The 14,700-nt window shown below is 44.8% G+C and carries 15 protein-coding genes; 5 read left to right on the top strand and 10 right to left on the bottom strand.

Going from position 1 to position 14,700, the window contains the following annotated elements; genetic code table 11:
• Window positions 1-74: 74 nt before the first annotated feature.
• The 6 genes from trpB to ACH0AB_RS04360 all read right to left on the bottom strand — a co-directional run bounded on the left by trpB (window position 75) and on the right by ACH0AB_RS04360 (window position 4,914).
• Window positions 75-1,301, bottom strand: a complete 1,227-nt coding sequence (gene trpB / locus ACH0AB_RS04385) for a tryptophan synthase subunit beta (protein WP_036601146.1) — start codon at window positions 1,299-1,301, stop codon at window positions 75-77.
• A 16-nt stretch (window positions 1,302-1,317) separates the two neighbouring features.
• A complete protein-coding gene (locus tag ACH0AB_RS04380; RefSeq protein ID WP_406877331.1) occupies window positions 1,318-2,070 on the bottom strand; it encodes an SDR family NAD(P)-dependent oxidoreductase in 753 nt (250 codons plus the stop codon).
• Window positions 2,071-2,165: 95 nt separating this feature from the next.
• Window positions 2,166-2,819 (bottom strand): cold shock domain-containing protein, encoded by a 654-nt coding sequence (locus tag ACH0AB_RS04375; RefSeq protein ID WP_239741587.1) that lies wholly within the window; start codon window positions 2,817-2,819, stop codon window positions 2,166-2,168.
• Window positions 2,820-3,464, bottom strand: coding sequence for a phosphoribosylanthranilate isomerase (locus tag ACH0AB_RS04370; RefSeq protein ID WP_406877330.1), 645 nt, complete (start codon window positions 3,462-3,464; stop codon window positions 2,820-2,822).
• A gap of 129 nt (window positions 3,465-3,593) precedes the next feature.
• On the bottom strand, window positions 3,594-4,016 hold the full coding sequence (locus tag ACH0AB_RS04365) for a YgaP family membrane protein (RefSeq protein WP_406877329.1): 423 nt from the start codon (window positions 4,014-4,016) through the stop codon (window positions 3,594-3,596).
• Window positions 4,017-4,032: 16 nt separating this feature from the next.
• On the bottom strand, window positions 4,033-4,914 hold the full coding sequence (locus ACH0AB_RS04360) for an MBL fold metallo-hydrolase (protein WP_406877328.1): 882 nt from the start codon (window positions 4,912-4,914) through the stop codon (window positions 4,033-4,035).
• A gap of 299 nt (window positions 4,915-5,213) precedes the next feature.
• On the opposite strand from ACH0AB_RS04360, the gene ACH0AB_RS04355 reads away from it, so the two are divergent.
• The 5 genes from ACH0AB_RS04355 (at window position 5,214) to ACH0AB_RS04335 (ending at window position 8,893) form a co-directional block, all read left to right on the top strand.
• Window positions 5,214-5,522, top strand: coding sequence for an ArsR/SmtB family transcription factor (locus tag ACH0AB_RS04355; RefSeq protein WP_197931512.1), 309 nt, complete (start codon window positions 5,214-5,216; stop codon window positions 5,520-5,522).
• 78 nt (window positions 5,523-5,600) lie between these two features.
• Entirely contained in the window at window positions 5,601-7,316 is a 1,716-nt protein-coding gene (locus ACH0AB_RS04350; protein WP_406877327.1) for a SulP family inorganic anion transporter, read from the top strand.
• Window positions 7,317-7,391: 75 nt separating this feature from the next.
• Window positions 7,392-7,724 carry a protein tyrosine phosphatase family protein gene (locus tag ACH0AB_RS04345; protein ID WP_050323982.1) on the top strand — a complete coding sequence of 111 codons (333 nt, stop codon included), beginning with the start codon at window positions 7,392-7,394 and terminating at the stop codon, window positions 7,722-7,724.
• Window positions 7,725-7,753: 29 nt separating this feature from the next.
• On the top strand, window positions 7,754-8,203 hold the full coding sequence (locus ACH0AB_RS04340) for a YaiI/YqxD family protein (RefSeq protein ID WP_406877380.1): 450 nt from the start codon (window positions 7,754-7,756) through the stop codon (window positions 8,201-8,203).
• Between the two features lie 6 nt (window positions 8,204-8,209).
• Window positions 8,210-8,893, top strand: coding sequence for a hypothetical protein (locus ACH0AB_RS04335; RefSeq protein WP_406877326.1), 684 nt, complete (start codon window positions 8,210-8,212; stop codon window positions 8,891-8,893).
• 13 nt (window positions 8,894-8,906) lie between these two features.
• Here the strand turns inward: ACH0AB_RS04335 and ACH0AB_RS04330 are convergent, their stop codons facing one another.
• The 4 genes from ACH0AB_RS04330 to ACH0AB_RS04315 all read right to left on the bottom strand — a co-directional run bounded on the left by ACH0AB_RS04330 (window position 8,907) and on the right by ACH0AB_RS04315 (window position 14,625).
• On the bottom strand, window positions 8,907-9,386 hold the full coding sequence (locus tag ACH0AB_RS04330; protein WP_157797004.1) for a DMT family transporter: 480 nt from the start codon (window positions 9,384-9,386) through the stop codon (window positions 8,907-8,909).
• Window positions 9,387-9,416: 30 nt separating this feature from the next.
• Complete coding sequence (epmA, locus tag ACH0AB_RS04325; protein ID WP_406877325.1) at window positions 9,417-10,382, bottom strand: EF-P lysine aminoacylase EpmA; 966 nt, start codon at window positions 10,380-10,382, stop codon at window positions 9,417-9,419.
• Between the two features lie 108 nt (window positions 10,383-10,490).
• Entirely contained in the window at window positions 10,491-11,594 is a 1,104-nt protein-coding gene (locus tag ACH0AB_RS04320; protein ID WP_406877324.1) for a 4-phosphoerythronate dehydrogenase, read from the bottom strand.
• 118 nt (window positions 11,595-11,712) lie between these two features.
• Window positions 11,713-14,625 carry a hypothetical protein gene (locus ACH0AB_RS04315; RefSeq protein WP_406877323.1) on the bottom strand — a complete coding sequence of 971 codons (2,913 nt, stop codon included), beginning with the start codon at window positions 14,623-14,625 and terminating at the stop codon, window positions 11,713-11,715.
• Between the last annotated feature and the right edge of the window lie 75 nt (window positions 14,626-14,700).

Raw genomic sequence — 14,700 nt, 5'->3', positions numbered from 1 at the left:
TTAAACTTTATCTCTCATAACTATAAATGTAAAACCGAGTAAATTTAAGCCATTCCAATTGAGCAGATTATCAATCAAATCTCAATTCCATCACGTTTCATGACGGTATGCAAATCTTTATCCCCACGACCCGAAAGATTGACAATAATCGACTGGTCTTTTGACATGGTTTTGGCAAGTTTCAACGCATACGCAATGGCGTGCGAACTTTCTAGTGCAGGAATAATGCCTTCTTTTTGGGTACATTCACGAAATCCCACCATCGCTTCTTCATCGGTACAAGGTACATACTGCACACGGTCGATATCCTTTAAGAAACTATGCTCAGGACCCACGCCAGGATAATCCAGCCCTGCCGAAATCGAATGGGTGCCCAAAATCTGCCCATCATCATCCGCCATCAAATACGTGCGGTTGCCATGTAATACACCCACTCGACCGACGGTAAGCGGCGCAGCATGGTTGCCTGTCTCCACCCCATCGCCGCCGGCTTCGATACCATACATTTTGACGTCTTTATCATTTAAAAAGTCATAAAACAGTCCAATGGCATTACTACCGCCACCGACACAAGCGACCAACGCATCGGGCAGTTTGCCTGTTTTTTGGTAGTGTTGTAGTTTGGCTTCTTTGCCGATAATGGCTTGAAAGTCACGCACCAGCATGGGGTATGGGTGCGGACCTGCGACAGTGCCAATGACATAATAAGTGCTATCGACATTGGTGACCCAGTCACGCATGGCTTCGTTCATGGCGTCTTTGAGCGTGCGAGTGCCCGATGTGACAGGTACCACGGTTGCGCCAAGCAGACGCATACGATACACGTTCATGGCTTGGCGTTCGACATCATCTGCGCCCATATACACCACACATTCAAGACCTAGACGCGCTGCGATGGTGGCAGTTGCTACGCCATGTTGTCCTGCGCCTGTCTCGGCAATGATGCGTTTTTTACCGACCATCTTGGCAAGCAAGGCTTGACCTATGGTGTTGTTGACTTTGTGAGCGCCTGTGTGGTTTAAGTCTTCACGTTTGAGATAAATCTGCGCCCCACCGATATCATCACTTAGGCGCTTGGCATGATAAAGTGGTGTTGGTCTGCCAACATAATTGACCAAGTCGTCTTGAAAGGCTTTCCAAAATTCGGGGTCAGCTTTGGCAGTATTATAGATATGCTCAAGTTGTTCCAGTGCCGCCATCAGGGTTTCAGAGACAAAGCGTCCCCCATGAATGCCAAAATGTCCGCTGGCATCGGGATATTGATTAAAGTCTTTTACTTCAGTTGGATTTTGAATGTTCATTATTTTCTCTCTAATTTTATAAATCTTTAACGACTTTTAAACCTGCAAAGGTTTGTGCGGTTGGCATGACTTCAATACGGTTGATATTGACGTGTTTGGGCTGTTCAATCAGCCATGCCACCATATTGGCGATATCTTGTGGGGTGACATATTGCACGCTGTCATAAACTTGGGCGGCTTTGGCGTCATCGCCATAAAAACGAACATTGCTAAACTCCGTGCCACCACATAGTCCTGGCTCGATATTACTGACACGGATATTTTTGCCGACCAAATCGGCACGCAAGTTTAGGCTAAACTGGGTCACAAAGGCTTTGGTCGCGCCATACACATTACCACCAAAATACGGATAATTACCTGCGGTTGAGCTTAAATTAATAATGTAGCCGTCGTTGTTGGCGACCATGAAAGGTAAAATTTCATGGGTTAAATGAATCAAGCCTAGAATATTGGTATTGACCATTTGTTGCCAATCGGCAAAGTCTGTTTTATCCGCGGGTTCAAGTCCCAGTGCCAATCCTGCGTTATTGACCAGTACGTCGATGTTGGTAAGCAAATCATTTGGCAAAGTTTGTAAGGCGGTTTTGGTGGCAGGCAAGTCCGATACGTCAAAGTTTAGCGGGATAAATTTGTCGCCCAGTTGCCTCTGTAGTTCGTCCAGTTTTTCTTGACGTCTGCCAGTGCCGATGACGGTATGACCTTTTGAGATGAGTAATTCGGCAATCGCTTTGCCAAACCCTGCGGTTACGCCTGTGACCAAGATATTCATTTTTCACCTGTCGTCTTTTTGTTCTATTGTACTAGAACGCTAGTATAAAGTATTTTGCTAAAATTGCAATGTTAATGTTTGACTTATTTAAAATGTTACCAACGACTATCGTTTTCACAGACATCACCATCTTTATCACCATCCATTTTAGTATCAGGGCAATTTTGTGAAAACCATTCAGCTTCTTCACGTGAATTCATTTGGCTACAATGTTGTCTACCATCACATTTGAAATTGGTATTATTAACCGATTTTTGTTGCTCTATATTAGCAAGTGTTTGCTTAGATACTTGCGAATTAGTATATTCTGAACGATTTGACAAATTCTGATAGCCGTAATAGATAAGGCAAGCAATTGCTAAAAGACCAAATAGAGAACTAAACAAACCTTTTGGCTTATTATTTGGTAATTTTGATTGTCTATGCCTATGGGATTTTTTTGGGAAAGACATATCACTATCTTTACGTCGAGAAATATTGTCATCTCGCTCTAATTCTAAGTAAAGGTTTCCTTTTTGAGCATTTGTCGAAACATTATCATTTAGTTGATCTTTATATCTTGCTCTAGTCACCTGTAACCCTTTTGGCGTATTTTCAACTTGAAAAACGACATCATCACCAACTTTTGGACGAAGTGAATTAGGCGGAAAAGCCGAAATATGCACAAATACATCTTTGTCCAAATCATGAGATTTTACAAAGCCAAAACCTTTGTCATCGTGCCAGCGTACAATTTTACCGATACTCATTTAATTCCTCACTTTATCTAAAAAACCTGTCATTTTCGCCAAACTTTTCACCCCTTTTGCTGACTCAATGCCGCCACTCACATCCACGCCATAGACATTGGTTTTAGCAATCGCTTCGCCCACGTTATCCGCCGTTAAACCCCCCGCCAAAATAATCGGTAACGGCGAGTAGTTGGGGATTTTTTCCCAATCAAAGCTATCACCTGTACCGCCAAATTTATCGGGATGATAGGCGTCAAGTAGCACGCTACACGCCCCAAAGTCTTTAAGCGCTTGGATTTGGCTGACAATCGTCTCCGTGGTGTCATCATGGCTGATACGTAATGCCTTTATCCAGCGTTTATTGATTCTATCTGCCATCAGCTTGCATTCTTGCAGCGATTCATCACCATGAAACTGCACGATATCAAATGGCACGTGATGCGATAGATAAACCAATTCTTGCTCGGGCATATTGACCACCAATGCCACCACCGTGGTAAACGCAGGCACCGCTTTGGCAAGCTCACAGGCTTGCTCGGGGGTCACTGCTCGCGGACTTGGCTCATAAAATACAAAACCCACCGCATCGACGCCAAGATTGACCGCATTTGTAATATCTTGAAGTTGGGTAAAGCCGCAAAATTTGACCGCTGTATTTTTCATTGAGTTGTGTTTGTCTTGAAAATGATAAAAGCTAGTATAACGAAAAAAGGCACCCAAACGGATGCCTTTTCTCAGTCTTTTATTAGACTATAACGAATGTCACATTCGCTTAAATTAAAGCCGCCTAGATTAAGCCTCTTTTCTTTCTGATTGTTCTGACTTTTCCGCTTTGTCTGCATGGTCAGCTTTCTTGGCGTCTGCAAGTTCTTCTATTTTTTCCTGAGCAGTCTCTTTAAGCGTGGCTGCTTTTTCTTGAACTGTTTCTTTTAAGGTTTCAGCTGTTTGCATGACACTGTCAATCACGGTGCTTTTGTCATCAGCGCTATCTTTCGCATGGTCTTTGGATTGCGCTTTAGCGTGCTTTTTGCTATCTGCTGCTGATTTGGCGGTGTTGATACCTAGCATGCTATAACAAGGACAATGACCCGTCGCACCCGATACTAAGGGTATTAAGCCAAGCATTTTCATCTTTTTGCTTTTCGCTGATTTTAGTAAAGCTAGACCTGCCACAACACGCACGACTCGTTCTTTGTTGCCCACATTGGTTTTCATTTTTATTTTCCTTATTTTATGATAATTGATTTAAGGGAATTTTAAGGTAGCGAACGCCATTGTTTTCTGGTTTTGGCAATTCACCTGCATTGATGTTAACTTGTACCGATGGCAAAATCAAACGTGGCATTGCAAGTGTTTTGTCACGTTGGTTACGCATTCGTACAAATTCTGCTTTAGGCGTCCCTTGTTTGACATGAATGTTGCGTAATTTTTGCTCACTGACACAAACCGTTGCAATATGCTCACGCCCGCCCTTGGGTGGGTAATCATGGCAAAGGTACAGCAGGGTATCATCGGGCAAGGCTAATAAACGCTGAATCGAGTCATACAAATCCTCGGCACTACCATGAGGAAAGTCACAGCGTGCAGAGCCGACATCAGGGGCAAAGATAGTATCACCGACGAATACCGCAATTTTTTCTTTGTCACCGCTTTTATCCGTCACTTTATATGCCATATCAGCTGGGGTATGACCCGGTACATGCATGGCTGTGATGCTCAAATCACCCAGTGTTAGCTCGCTGCCTTCCTCAGTCAAAATATCAAATTGACTGGCATCGGTGGCTAGTTCGTCAAAGTTAAAAATGGTTTTAAAGGTTTTTTGCACCTTATCGATATATTTACCCATCACTATTTTACCGCCTAATTGCGCCTTGATATAAGGCGCGGACGATAAATGATCGGCATGGGCGTGGGTTTCGATGATATAGTCCAAGGTCAACCCTTGTGATTTGACAAACCCAATGACGTTATCGGCATTGTCATAGCTAATTTTGCCGGCTGCGGCGTCAAAATCCAATACTGGGTCGATGATGGCACAGTGTTTGCTAGCTGTATCGACTAGGACGTGGGTAAAAGTTTCAGTGTCTTTGTCTAAAAAAGAATGAATGTTCATAAGTTTTCCTGTTATCTAAAAACGCTTTTGGCATATCTTTATGGCAATTTCAACTGAAAAAACACTTTATACTTTTGTATAATAGCCGCATTGAAAGGCGTTGCTCAATTCATTATATTATTTTATAATATGTTATTAAATATATTGTATTGGCACAAACGTTTATTTATTTTAAAATTATGTGATAAGTTTGATGGTAGCAGCACTTAGTATCAGGCATTGCGTATTAGCCATCAAAATACCTTGGGGGGAAAGTCATGTCTGAAATTGCCGAACCGCAGTCCGATGCGCCTGTGTCGATGGATGCAACCATGCTCGATCAAATGCACGCTGCTGCAGGAAAAGCCAGCCAGTTGTTAAAGTCGTTATCTCATCCTGACCGCTTGATGCTGCTGTGTCAATTGACGCAAGGTGAGCATTGTGTGAGCCAGCTTGAAGAGAAAGTGGGACTGGGTCAACCAAGTCTGTCGCAGCAATTGGGGATTTTGCGTAAAGATGGTTTGGTCAACACCCGCCGCGAAGGCAAACAAATCTATTATTCAGTCGCCAGTGACAATGCCTTAGCAATCCTCAATGTACTGTATGATCGCTTTTGTCACACAAAATAATTAAATCTAAAGCTAACCAGTCTGCCAATTTATCGGACGCTAATTTATCAGAGTAACCACTTTATCGGAATAACCACCTTGCCATTACATTCAGCCTACTTGCGACGATTACCCCACTGGGTAACGCACTATAACAAGGCAAATCTCAGTCAAGATTTGTTGGCGGGTGTTATCGTGGGTATTTTGGTAATTCCGCAAAGTTTGGGCTATGCCATGCTGTCGGGGTTGCCCCCTGTATATGGGTTATATTCAGCGATTGTGCCGGTACTGGTGTATGCGTGGATTGGCGCAAGCTCGGTCAATGCCGTCGGTCCTGTGGCGATTACGGCGATTATGACCGCACAAGCGCTGCAGCCCTATAACGAGTTGCCGCCCATGCATTATGCCATTATGGCGTCGTTTTTGGCGCTGATAACAGGGGCACTATTGTGGCTAGCAAGCGTGTTTCGGCTCGGCTGGATTACCCAGTTTATTAGCCGTGGCGTGACGGCAGGGTTTATTAGTGGCGCGGCGATTTTGATTTTGGTCGGGCAAATCAAATATGTGACGGGTATCGCGATTAGTGGCAATTCACTGCTAGAGAATGTTGAAACCTTTTTGTTTCATCGCCGTGAGTTGCACGTGCCCACCTTAATGGTCGGTGTTGCGGCATTCACCGTCCTAATTATCAACCGCTATTATCTTAAAACTTGGCTCAAGCCTTTGTTGGCTGACAAAGTCATTGAGGTCATCACGCGCATGTTACCCCTTGGGGTACTGGCAATCGGTATTATCGCCAGTCAAGTTGGCAACTTTGCCGCTATCGGTATTCGTACGGTGGCGGATGTACCCAGTGGTTTGCCGCATTTTGTGCTGCCGTTTTATCAGATTTCGCCCGTTGAACTCATTAATTTATTACCTGCAGCCGGATTGATGGCGCTGATTGCGTTTGTCTCTAGCAACTCGGTTGCCAGCTCATTTGCGCGACAACGCCATGAAGCTTACGATGCTAATCTAGAACTTAAAGGGCTAGGCGTTGCCAATATCGCCGGTGCGTTTTTTCAGTCGTTTACCATTGTTGGTGGCTTCTCACGCACCGCGGTAAATGTCGATGCGGGCGCGCAAAGCCCCCTTGCCAGTATGTTATCGGTACTGGTGATGGCATTGGTGCTGCTGTTTTTTAGCCAGACTTTAGAGCCACTTCCCTATGCCATATTGGGTGCTACAATCATGTCAGTGATTATCAGTATGATTGATGTGCAAACGCTCAAGCAAGCGCTGCGCTATGACAAACTCGATGCGCTGGCATTTGGCGTGGCACTCACAGGTGTGTTAATGTTTGGGCTAAATATTGGCTTGGTGGCGGGGCTGTTAGCCTCCTTTGCAGGCCTGATTTGGCAAACCAGCCATCCGCATATCGCGATTGTGGGTCAAATTGGTGATACCGGGCATTTTCGTAATGTTGCACGCCATGCAGTGACCCAGTTTGATGATTTATTGATCATTCGTATTGATGAAAGCCTGTTTTATGGTAATGCCCAGTCCGTACTACACTTTATTGAGCAAGCAATTGCCAGTCACTCACAGACTAAAAATCTGGTACTGATGTTATCGGCAGTCAATCATATTGATTTGACGGCACAAGATATGCTCATCAATCTAAACCAAAATTTGGCAGCTCAAGCTATCGCCCTACATTTTTCGGAAGTCAAAGGGCCTGTGATGGATGTGATTGAAAAAACCGATGTGATTCAAAAATTAACCGGCAAGGTATTTTTAAGTACGCAACAAGCCGTTAAACAATTAACCCAATAAATATACTTGTCGTAGTCAGTAAAAACATGAATAATCAACGCTAACTTTATCGCTAACTTTATAAGGAAACACAACATGCCAAACAATACTGTTTTTTATGGTCAAATTGAGCCACAGCAAGTTGCTCAAATTCAAGCGCAAGGCTTTAAAACCATCATCAACAACCGCCCTGATGGCGAAGAGCCCAACCAACCACTGCAAACAGATATCGCTACTGAAGCACAGCAAGCAGGGCTCGCCTATCATTATCTACCGGTCGTTGGTGGTCAATTAACCCGTGAGCAAGTTGAGCAGTTTGCCGAGATTTTTAATCAAGCAGAAAAACCGGTGTTTATGTTCTGCCGTTCGGGCAACCGCTCAAACGTGTTATTTCAATCTGCCAAACAGCTTGATTTGCTAGATGACTAATCCTTTTAGTGAAAGCCATGACAGCAAAAATAACCCTGTGGATAGACGCTGACGCAATTCCCAATATTGCCAAGCAAATCATCATCAAAGCCGCGGAGCGCACGCAGACAACCACGATTTTTGTCGCCAATCGCGGCATTGCTTTGCCACGCTTGCCAGTTTTGCAGATGACAGTGGTCGAAGGCGGTTTTGATAAAGCGGATGACTATATCGCAGCGCACTGTGTAGCGGGCGACGTGGTCATCACCAGCGATATACCACTCGCCAATGACTGCATTGAAAAAGGTGCCAAGGTAGTCACCTCTCGCGGTTTTGTGTATGACAAAGACAACATCAAGCAAAAGCTTAATATGCGCGATTTTATGGATACCATGCGAAGTACAGGCGTGTTAGAAGCTTCACAGCAAGGTGGACAAGCCCCCTATAGCGACAAAGACAAACAAGCCTTCGCCAATATTTTAAATGCTTGGATTCGCTAGTTGATTATGCTAAACCCTATTAGTGCTATTAAGTTATTGTATCAACTGGAAAATCACCCCGAACCGCTGGGTGTCAGTCAGGCGATGATTGAGCAAAATGAGCAGGCCTTGGGCTTTCAACTACCTGCAGGTTTGTATCATTATTTATTGGCTTTAGGCAATATTGCTAGTCTAAATAGTGGCTTTAATCACCTTGGCTTATTGCCGTTAGAACGCTTGGGCGACCATCTCGTCATTGGCAAAACCTGCGATAATGACGGCGTTTGGGGCATTCATGTAGATGACCTAAGCCCAAAAAAGCAGCATAACCCGATGGTGCAAATGAGCCGCAACTTTGATGCGATTGAACAAAGCGAAATTCATTGGTTTGATGAATTACCGTTAGCGGAGTTCTTACTGGCGCAAGCGATTGTTAATGGTGTCAATGGTGGATTGAAACACCATGCCCAAATTTATGATTTTGATGGACGGTCAATTCCAGCTGATTTGAGTGAAAAATTACAGCATATCGCCAGTGAAATCACCGAATTGCGGCAGCCGCATGAGCGCTATTTTCAAGCGGAAGATTTTGGTGTGGTGATGTTATTGGGTATGGATGAGTCTATTCCCAATGCCTTGATGATTGGTTCGCAAGATGAACACAAATTCAATGATTATATCCATCAATTAGCGATTGGCTTTGAACATTGACCTAAAAATAGCATTATGACGACTTAGCAAACCATTTTTGTCCAAACATAAAAAACGATACGCCCACCAGCATCAATACAATCCCCAAAAATTTACTCCAATGCAGGGTTTTAACAGGCATACCAAATAAACCCAAGCTATCTACCACCATGCCCATAACCAGCTGACCTAAGATAAACAAAAACACCGTATTGGCAACACCGATTTTTGGCGCTAAAAAAATCGACGCAAAAACAAAAAACGCGCCCAGCGCACCGCCAAGCCATTTCCACCAATCACTGATTTGCATGTCTGATAGACCCGATTGTACCGCTTGCCAATCGACAAATAGCAAAGACACCAAGAACAATAATAGCGCGCCAACCGTAAACGATACAAATGCTGCCATTAACGGTTGACCACCAAACATTGCGCCCAATCGGGTGTTAATCGCTGCTTGAATCGGGATGCCCAAGCCTGCCATCAGCCCCAAAAATAAATGCCAAATTTTCATATCAATTCCTATTTTTTGAGTTCACTGCTGTTAGGCGTGAGGGGTGGGTAAAGCGATGACATCGCGGATATGGGTTTTGCCCGTTTTAATCATCAGCAGTCGATCGAGGCCAAGCGCAATGCCACTACAAGCTGGCAGGGCATCACAAGCTGCCAGCAGATTTTCGTCAATTGGCATTACAGGTAGCCCGCGATTTTTACGCGCCACATTGTCTTCATCAAAGCGCAGACGCAGCGCCTGTCCATCAGCCAGCTCATCATACGCATTGGCGATTTCAAGACCGTTGATATACAGCTCAAAGCGTCTAGCCACCCGATTGCCATCTTTGTCTGTGATTGTCTTGGCGAGGGCGGCAGTGGCGACAGGATAATCGTAGATGAGTGTCGGTAGCGCTTTTCCCAAATTAGGCTCCACCAAATGACTAAACAATAAATCTAACCAGCCTTGGTGATCCTCCCCCAAATCAATGTTAAGACCATTATCTTTAGCGATGGCTTTAAGGGTATCGCAACTAGCAGTAAAGGGATGAATTTTAACAAAATCCATAAAGGCATCCACATAGCGATAATGGTCAAAGATCACCGGATAGCCGAGTACCGCGGATATCAAGTCATTGGTCTCTTTTGCCAGTTCATCCAAGCTAAAATTGGGACGGTACCATTCAAGCATGGTAAATTCAATGTTGTGGCGGCTGCCAATTTCGTTGTCGCGAAACACGGGGCAAATCTGGTACATCGGCACTTGCCAAGCTGCCAATAGACGCTTCATGGCAAATTCGGGTGAGGTGTGCAGATAATAGGTTGTTGGATGGTCGGCCACAGTGACATTGCTAGCGACGGATTGCAAAAATATATCGGTGTTGCCCGCCTGTGACATCACCGGGGTTTGTACTTCTATCACCTGTCGCTCGGCAAAAAATTGGCGGATGGTGGCATACATCTGAGCACGGGCTTGGGCGGTTTGTAGGGTGCAAGTAGGTTGATAAGTGGTTGACATAGCAGTTTGGATAGTTGGATTTGCGACAATATTAGCAGACCCAAAAAAAATAGCCAGTATTTTCCCATACTGGCTATTTTTGCTTTATGTCATGGTGAACATTTTTTATCAAATTTTGAACACGTATGATTGCCATTCACGGCGCAGCGGGTAATTTTTACGCAGGTTATCAAAGTCTTTTCCTTCAATATCACCGTTTGCATTTGCCACACTACGTAAGCGCTTGTCATCAGCTTTGATGTCATACATCACAGGAATTTTATTGAGCAGTTGGTGACGCTCGTGGTCTTTGAGTGGGTTATGCACTTTTTGAAACAGCGGCACTTCAGCTGGCATCAAGGTATGAAAATCAACCGTTGGGACAACCTGTAAATATTTGCATAAGGCATTATAGACAAACTGTGTGCCCCTAAGTTTGCCTTCTAGGGTATAACCGGCGATATGCGGGGTGACGATACTACAGGCTTTGAGCAGCTGGGCATCGATATTGGGCTCGTGTTCAAACACATCGAGTACACACACATTCGGGCTTGCGACAATATCATCACGACCGAGCACTTCACCGCGTGAGGTATTGATGATGATGGCAGTGTCGGATACGGTTTGCCAGCGCGCTTGGGTCATCAGATAGTCGTGATGGGTGGGATATGAGCTGTTGTGCGCATGCGTGAGCGGCACGTGAAAGCTAATCACATTGCTTTCTTGCAGTACAGTTTCAAGTTTGGCGTTGTTCACCACCGACGGTGGTTTGAGTGGGTCATAGCCCAGCACATTCCAGCCATAGGAAATCGCATATTGTGCTAGCGTATTACCGATATTGCCCACCCCAATAATGCCAAGGTTGATGGGTTTGAATAAATAATCAGGGCGCAAATTGGCAATCGCTGCCACCACATATTGTGCAACCGAATGTTTACTACAGCCAGCGGCATGGGCAAAAATGATACCACGCTTGGCGAGGTACTCCACATCGACATGGTCGATGCCGATGGTGGCACTACCGACAAATTTGACGCTTTTATTGTTGTCTAACAACAGCCTGTTGACAGGCGTGACGGAACGCACTAACAAAATATCGGGCTGATGCTCATCTATCACAGCCGCGTCAATCTCACGCCCTGCCATCGCAATCAATTCAATGGGTCGCCCTAAAGTGTGTTCATTAAAAAAATCGCTTAAATGAGCAATATTGCCATCAGCAATAATTTTCATATTGTATCCCTATCTTTCTTTTTGTTGTCATCATCCAACTTACAGACCGTTAGCATAACAAATTTTTATGACCTTTTGATGCGTATGCTGACTTTTTTCAAATAAAAATTGGGGAAATTTATCGCATCAATTTGACCAGTATCACCATGATAATCAAAACAAGCACCCCACCGATAGCAATCACTAGGAGTTTTTTATCTTTGGCTGTATCTTTGGTGGATAATTGGGTCTGTAAACGCAGCTTGTCATTCATAAGTTGCTGCGTCAGCTCATTGGACAGCGAGGATGGCGACGCTTTTGGTGTCTGTGAGGTTGACGCTATGAAGGGCTGTAAAGTTGGCTGTACATCAGCAAGTTTTTGCCCAGTCGTTTGTTGAATAGCGGCTTGTTGAATAGTCGCTTGTTGCTTAGCAGTAGCTGGCATTGGATTTTCTAGCTTGTCTGACATCAATCCGATAGCTGAACTTTGTGCTCGGTTGGGTGTTCGGCTGGGTGCTCGGTTGGGTTTAAATTTTGGCCATAGCCGCTTTTGGGTTGCGGCATCGGTGCTATCCTGTGCGTATTTTTGCTGCCAGTGGATATAGGGGAGTAAATCATAATCTTGCCCAAATTGCTCATAAGCCAAGCTTAGCCAGTAATGATAATAGGCTTTATCCCATAATTGGCTAGGCAATACCATAATTTCGCCCTGCTCGGGTTTATTTTGGTAAGCATTAGTATGAATGATAATGGGCACTATGCTGTTTGATAACATACCATTGGGCAAATGGCGCCGCCAAATCCAACTGGTAGTTATCCGATAGTTGGTCGCTGCGATACTGGCTGGATAAGCCAAATTGAACACCCTAGATGTGTCGTCTTGGCAATGTAATTGATAAAATGCCACGTCAGGCGTAGCATTTGGCGGCTGATTGACTCTGCCAATCGCATCCTTTAATTGACTTGCCTTGGCTTGCAAGTCTTCTAGCCTTGCTTGCCCGCTTGGATCAAACAAAATGTCGGCACAACTTACCCGATAGTTGGCAAAAGGCGTGTCTCGTTCCTCTTCTGACATCGGCTCGGTTAACGCCGTATCAGATTTTATCACGACGCCCCACACCACTTTGCCATAGCGATATAAATCCTCAGTCGCTTCTACTTGCCGATACAGTTCATCTTTAATCAAATTATCACTGACGTACACCTGCAAATAGCCTTGCTCATGGTGGCTGGCTTGCAAAATATGTTTGGCCAAATCAAACCCGCGCCAATCAATACTGGTATAGTCAAAAGCTGCCATATTCACATTGGGTTGATTATCAAGTATCGGCAATAGCGTAAAATCAAAATGCGTCACCAGCTGCGCGTTTTGTTGCTGGATACGCTGGTCTTTGGGCGGCAATACCCAGCTATCAAGTTGATTGACACAGGCATCTTGCCACAGCATTTTGACCGCGGTATTTTGTGTTAAAGGTGTGCTTAGCAGTGCTTGGTAAAAGTCAGTGGTTAACGCGATTATTTGCTCTGACGTAATCGCTGCTTGTGCGCTGTTTTGATGACTGACTAACGGATAAATTTTTAGACTGTGCCAATCATTGGCAGACTGATACGGCAACACAAGCTGCAACTGTAAGCGAGGGTTTTCATACACCCATATCTCAATCACGATCCCTTCAGTGCGCCCCATCGGCAAATTGGTATAGCTATCAAAACAGCCAACGATTATGGGGGCTAATTGTGGGTTTTGATGCAGCGTTTGGTAGAGGCTATCAATTAGCTTGTCGGTATCTGTATCTGTGGCTCTAACTGTGTCTAAATCCGTATCGCTAGGAGATAACAGCTTAATATTGGATGGGTTAAATACCGTTAATTCATCCCCTATATTGTCGCTGCTATGGGCTTGATACACACAAGGTACAATCGGCTGACCTTGTGATAACCTTGATAGCACAGATGCCACCAACGCACCCGCCGCCTGCATGGCTGACGTCCAATGCGCTGGCAAGTCAGCGGTAGCGCTCACAGCGTCTTGATAAGGATAAACCGCTAGGTGACCTGCATTTTGCCGTTGTAAAATATCGGCAAACTCAGCAGCGGTAGTCGGAAAACTGCTAGCAAGTCCAAATAACCGATTGGTCACTACCAGCATTGGCGTGCGATAGCAGTCCTCAAACAGCAGCACAAAACTATGCTCAAGGCATTCAGCAAACGCCTCGCCCAAGCTGTCATACATCTGCGCAAAAGATACCCAGCGCACGGGCGCATTGGCCAAGCGACTGCTGGTCACGCCAATATAAAACCCCAGCAAATAGCAAAATGCTTGATGTGAGGCATCTTGCAAAAAGTCCAGATAATCCGCTTGCGTAAACCCAAACGCCTGCTGAATAGCCGATAACGCCTCATCAATTTGCACCAAACTATCACGGCTATGGTCAAAATTCACCGCTGCCAGATAGGTAGAAAATGCGATAGCGGCATCCTGTAGTTTACCTGTTTTCACTTTTGCCAAATAGCCCTGACACACCACCTCAGGCGATTGCAATAAGTTCACTTGCGATTGCTGATAGAGGGTCTGCGTCATCTGGGCAATAAACTGTGGCAACACATCTTTACCCTGCAGCAAATCTGGTAATAGCTTAAGCGGTTGGCAATATACCTTATGCCCGATACGCGCGGTGAGTGACGCGTAAAAATCGGCAGGTAACTGTGACTGGGTGGGGTACTTATTTTGCCGTGCCAGTTGCGCTGACATCCTGTCATAGTCATACCAAGCAATCGGTTGCCCGGTGGTTTTGGCTAAATAGTCTGCAATATAAGCGGCGAGCGCTACCACAAGTGCTTGCCCGCTTTGGTTTGCCAATAATTGTGGCAATTGAATGTGGCGTTTTGCCATTGCTGCAAAAAACCGACTGAGTTGTTGTAGGCTGTTGGCTGAATAATCAAAGTCAATCTTTTGCAAGTTTTCCCAAAACAGTATCTCAAACGGCGGTGTCTGTTTGGTCTGCAAATAATATAATAAGGTGTTGATTTGTTGGGCTATGGTTGGCTTCATCTAGGATTTTTGGCAACAATTTTTTATCATTTTGGGGTAAATTGTTGGCTTTGGCAAGTGCTAGCCGTGGGTGCT

The sequence above is a fragment of the Moraxella sp. 179-F 1C4 NHS genome (assembly GCF_045370505.1).
GTDB lineage: Bacteria > Pseudomonadota > Gammaproteobacteria > Pseudomonadales > Moraxellaceae > Faucicola > Faucicola tetraodonis.
Note: the sequence above shows the minus strand (reverse complement) of the source record. Positions and strands in the feature narration are given on the sequence as shown.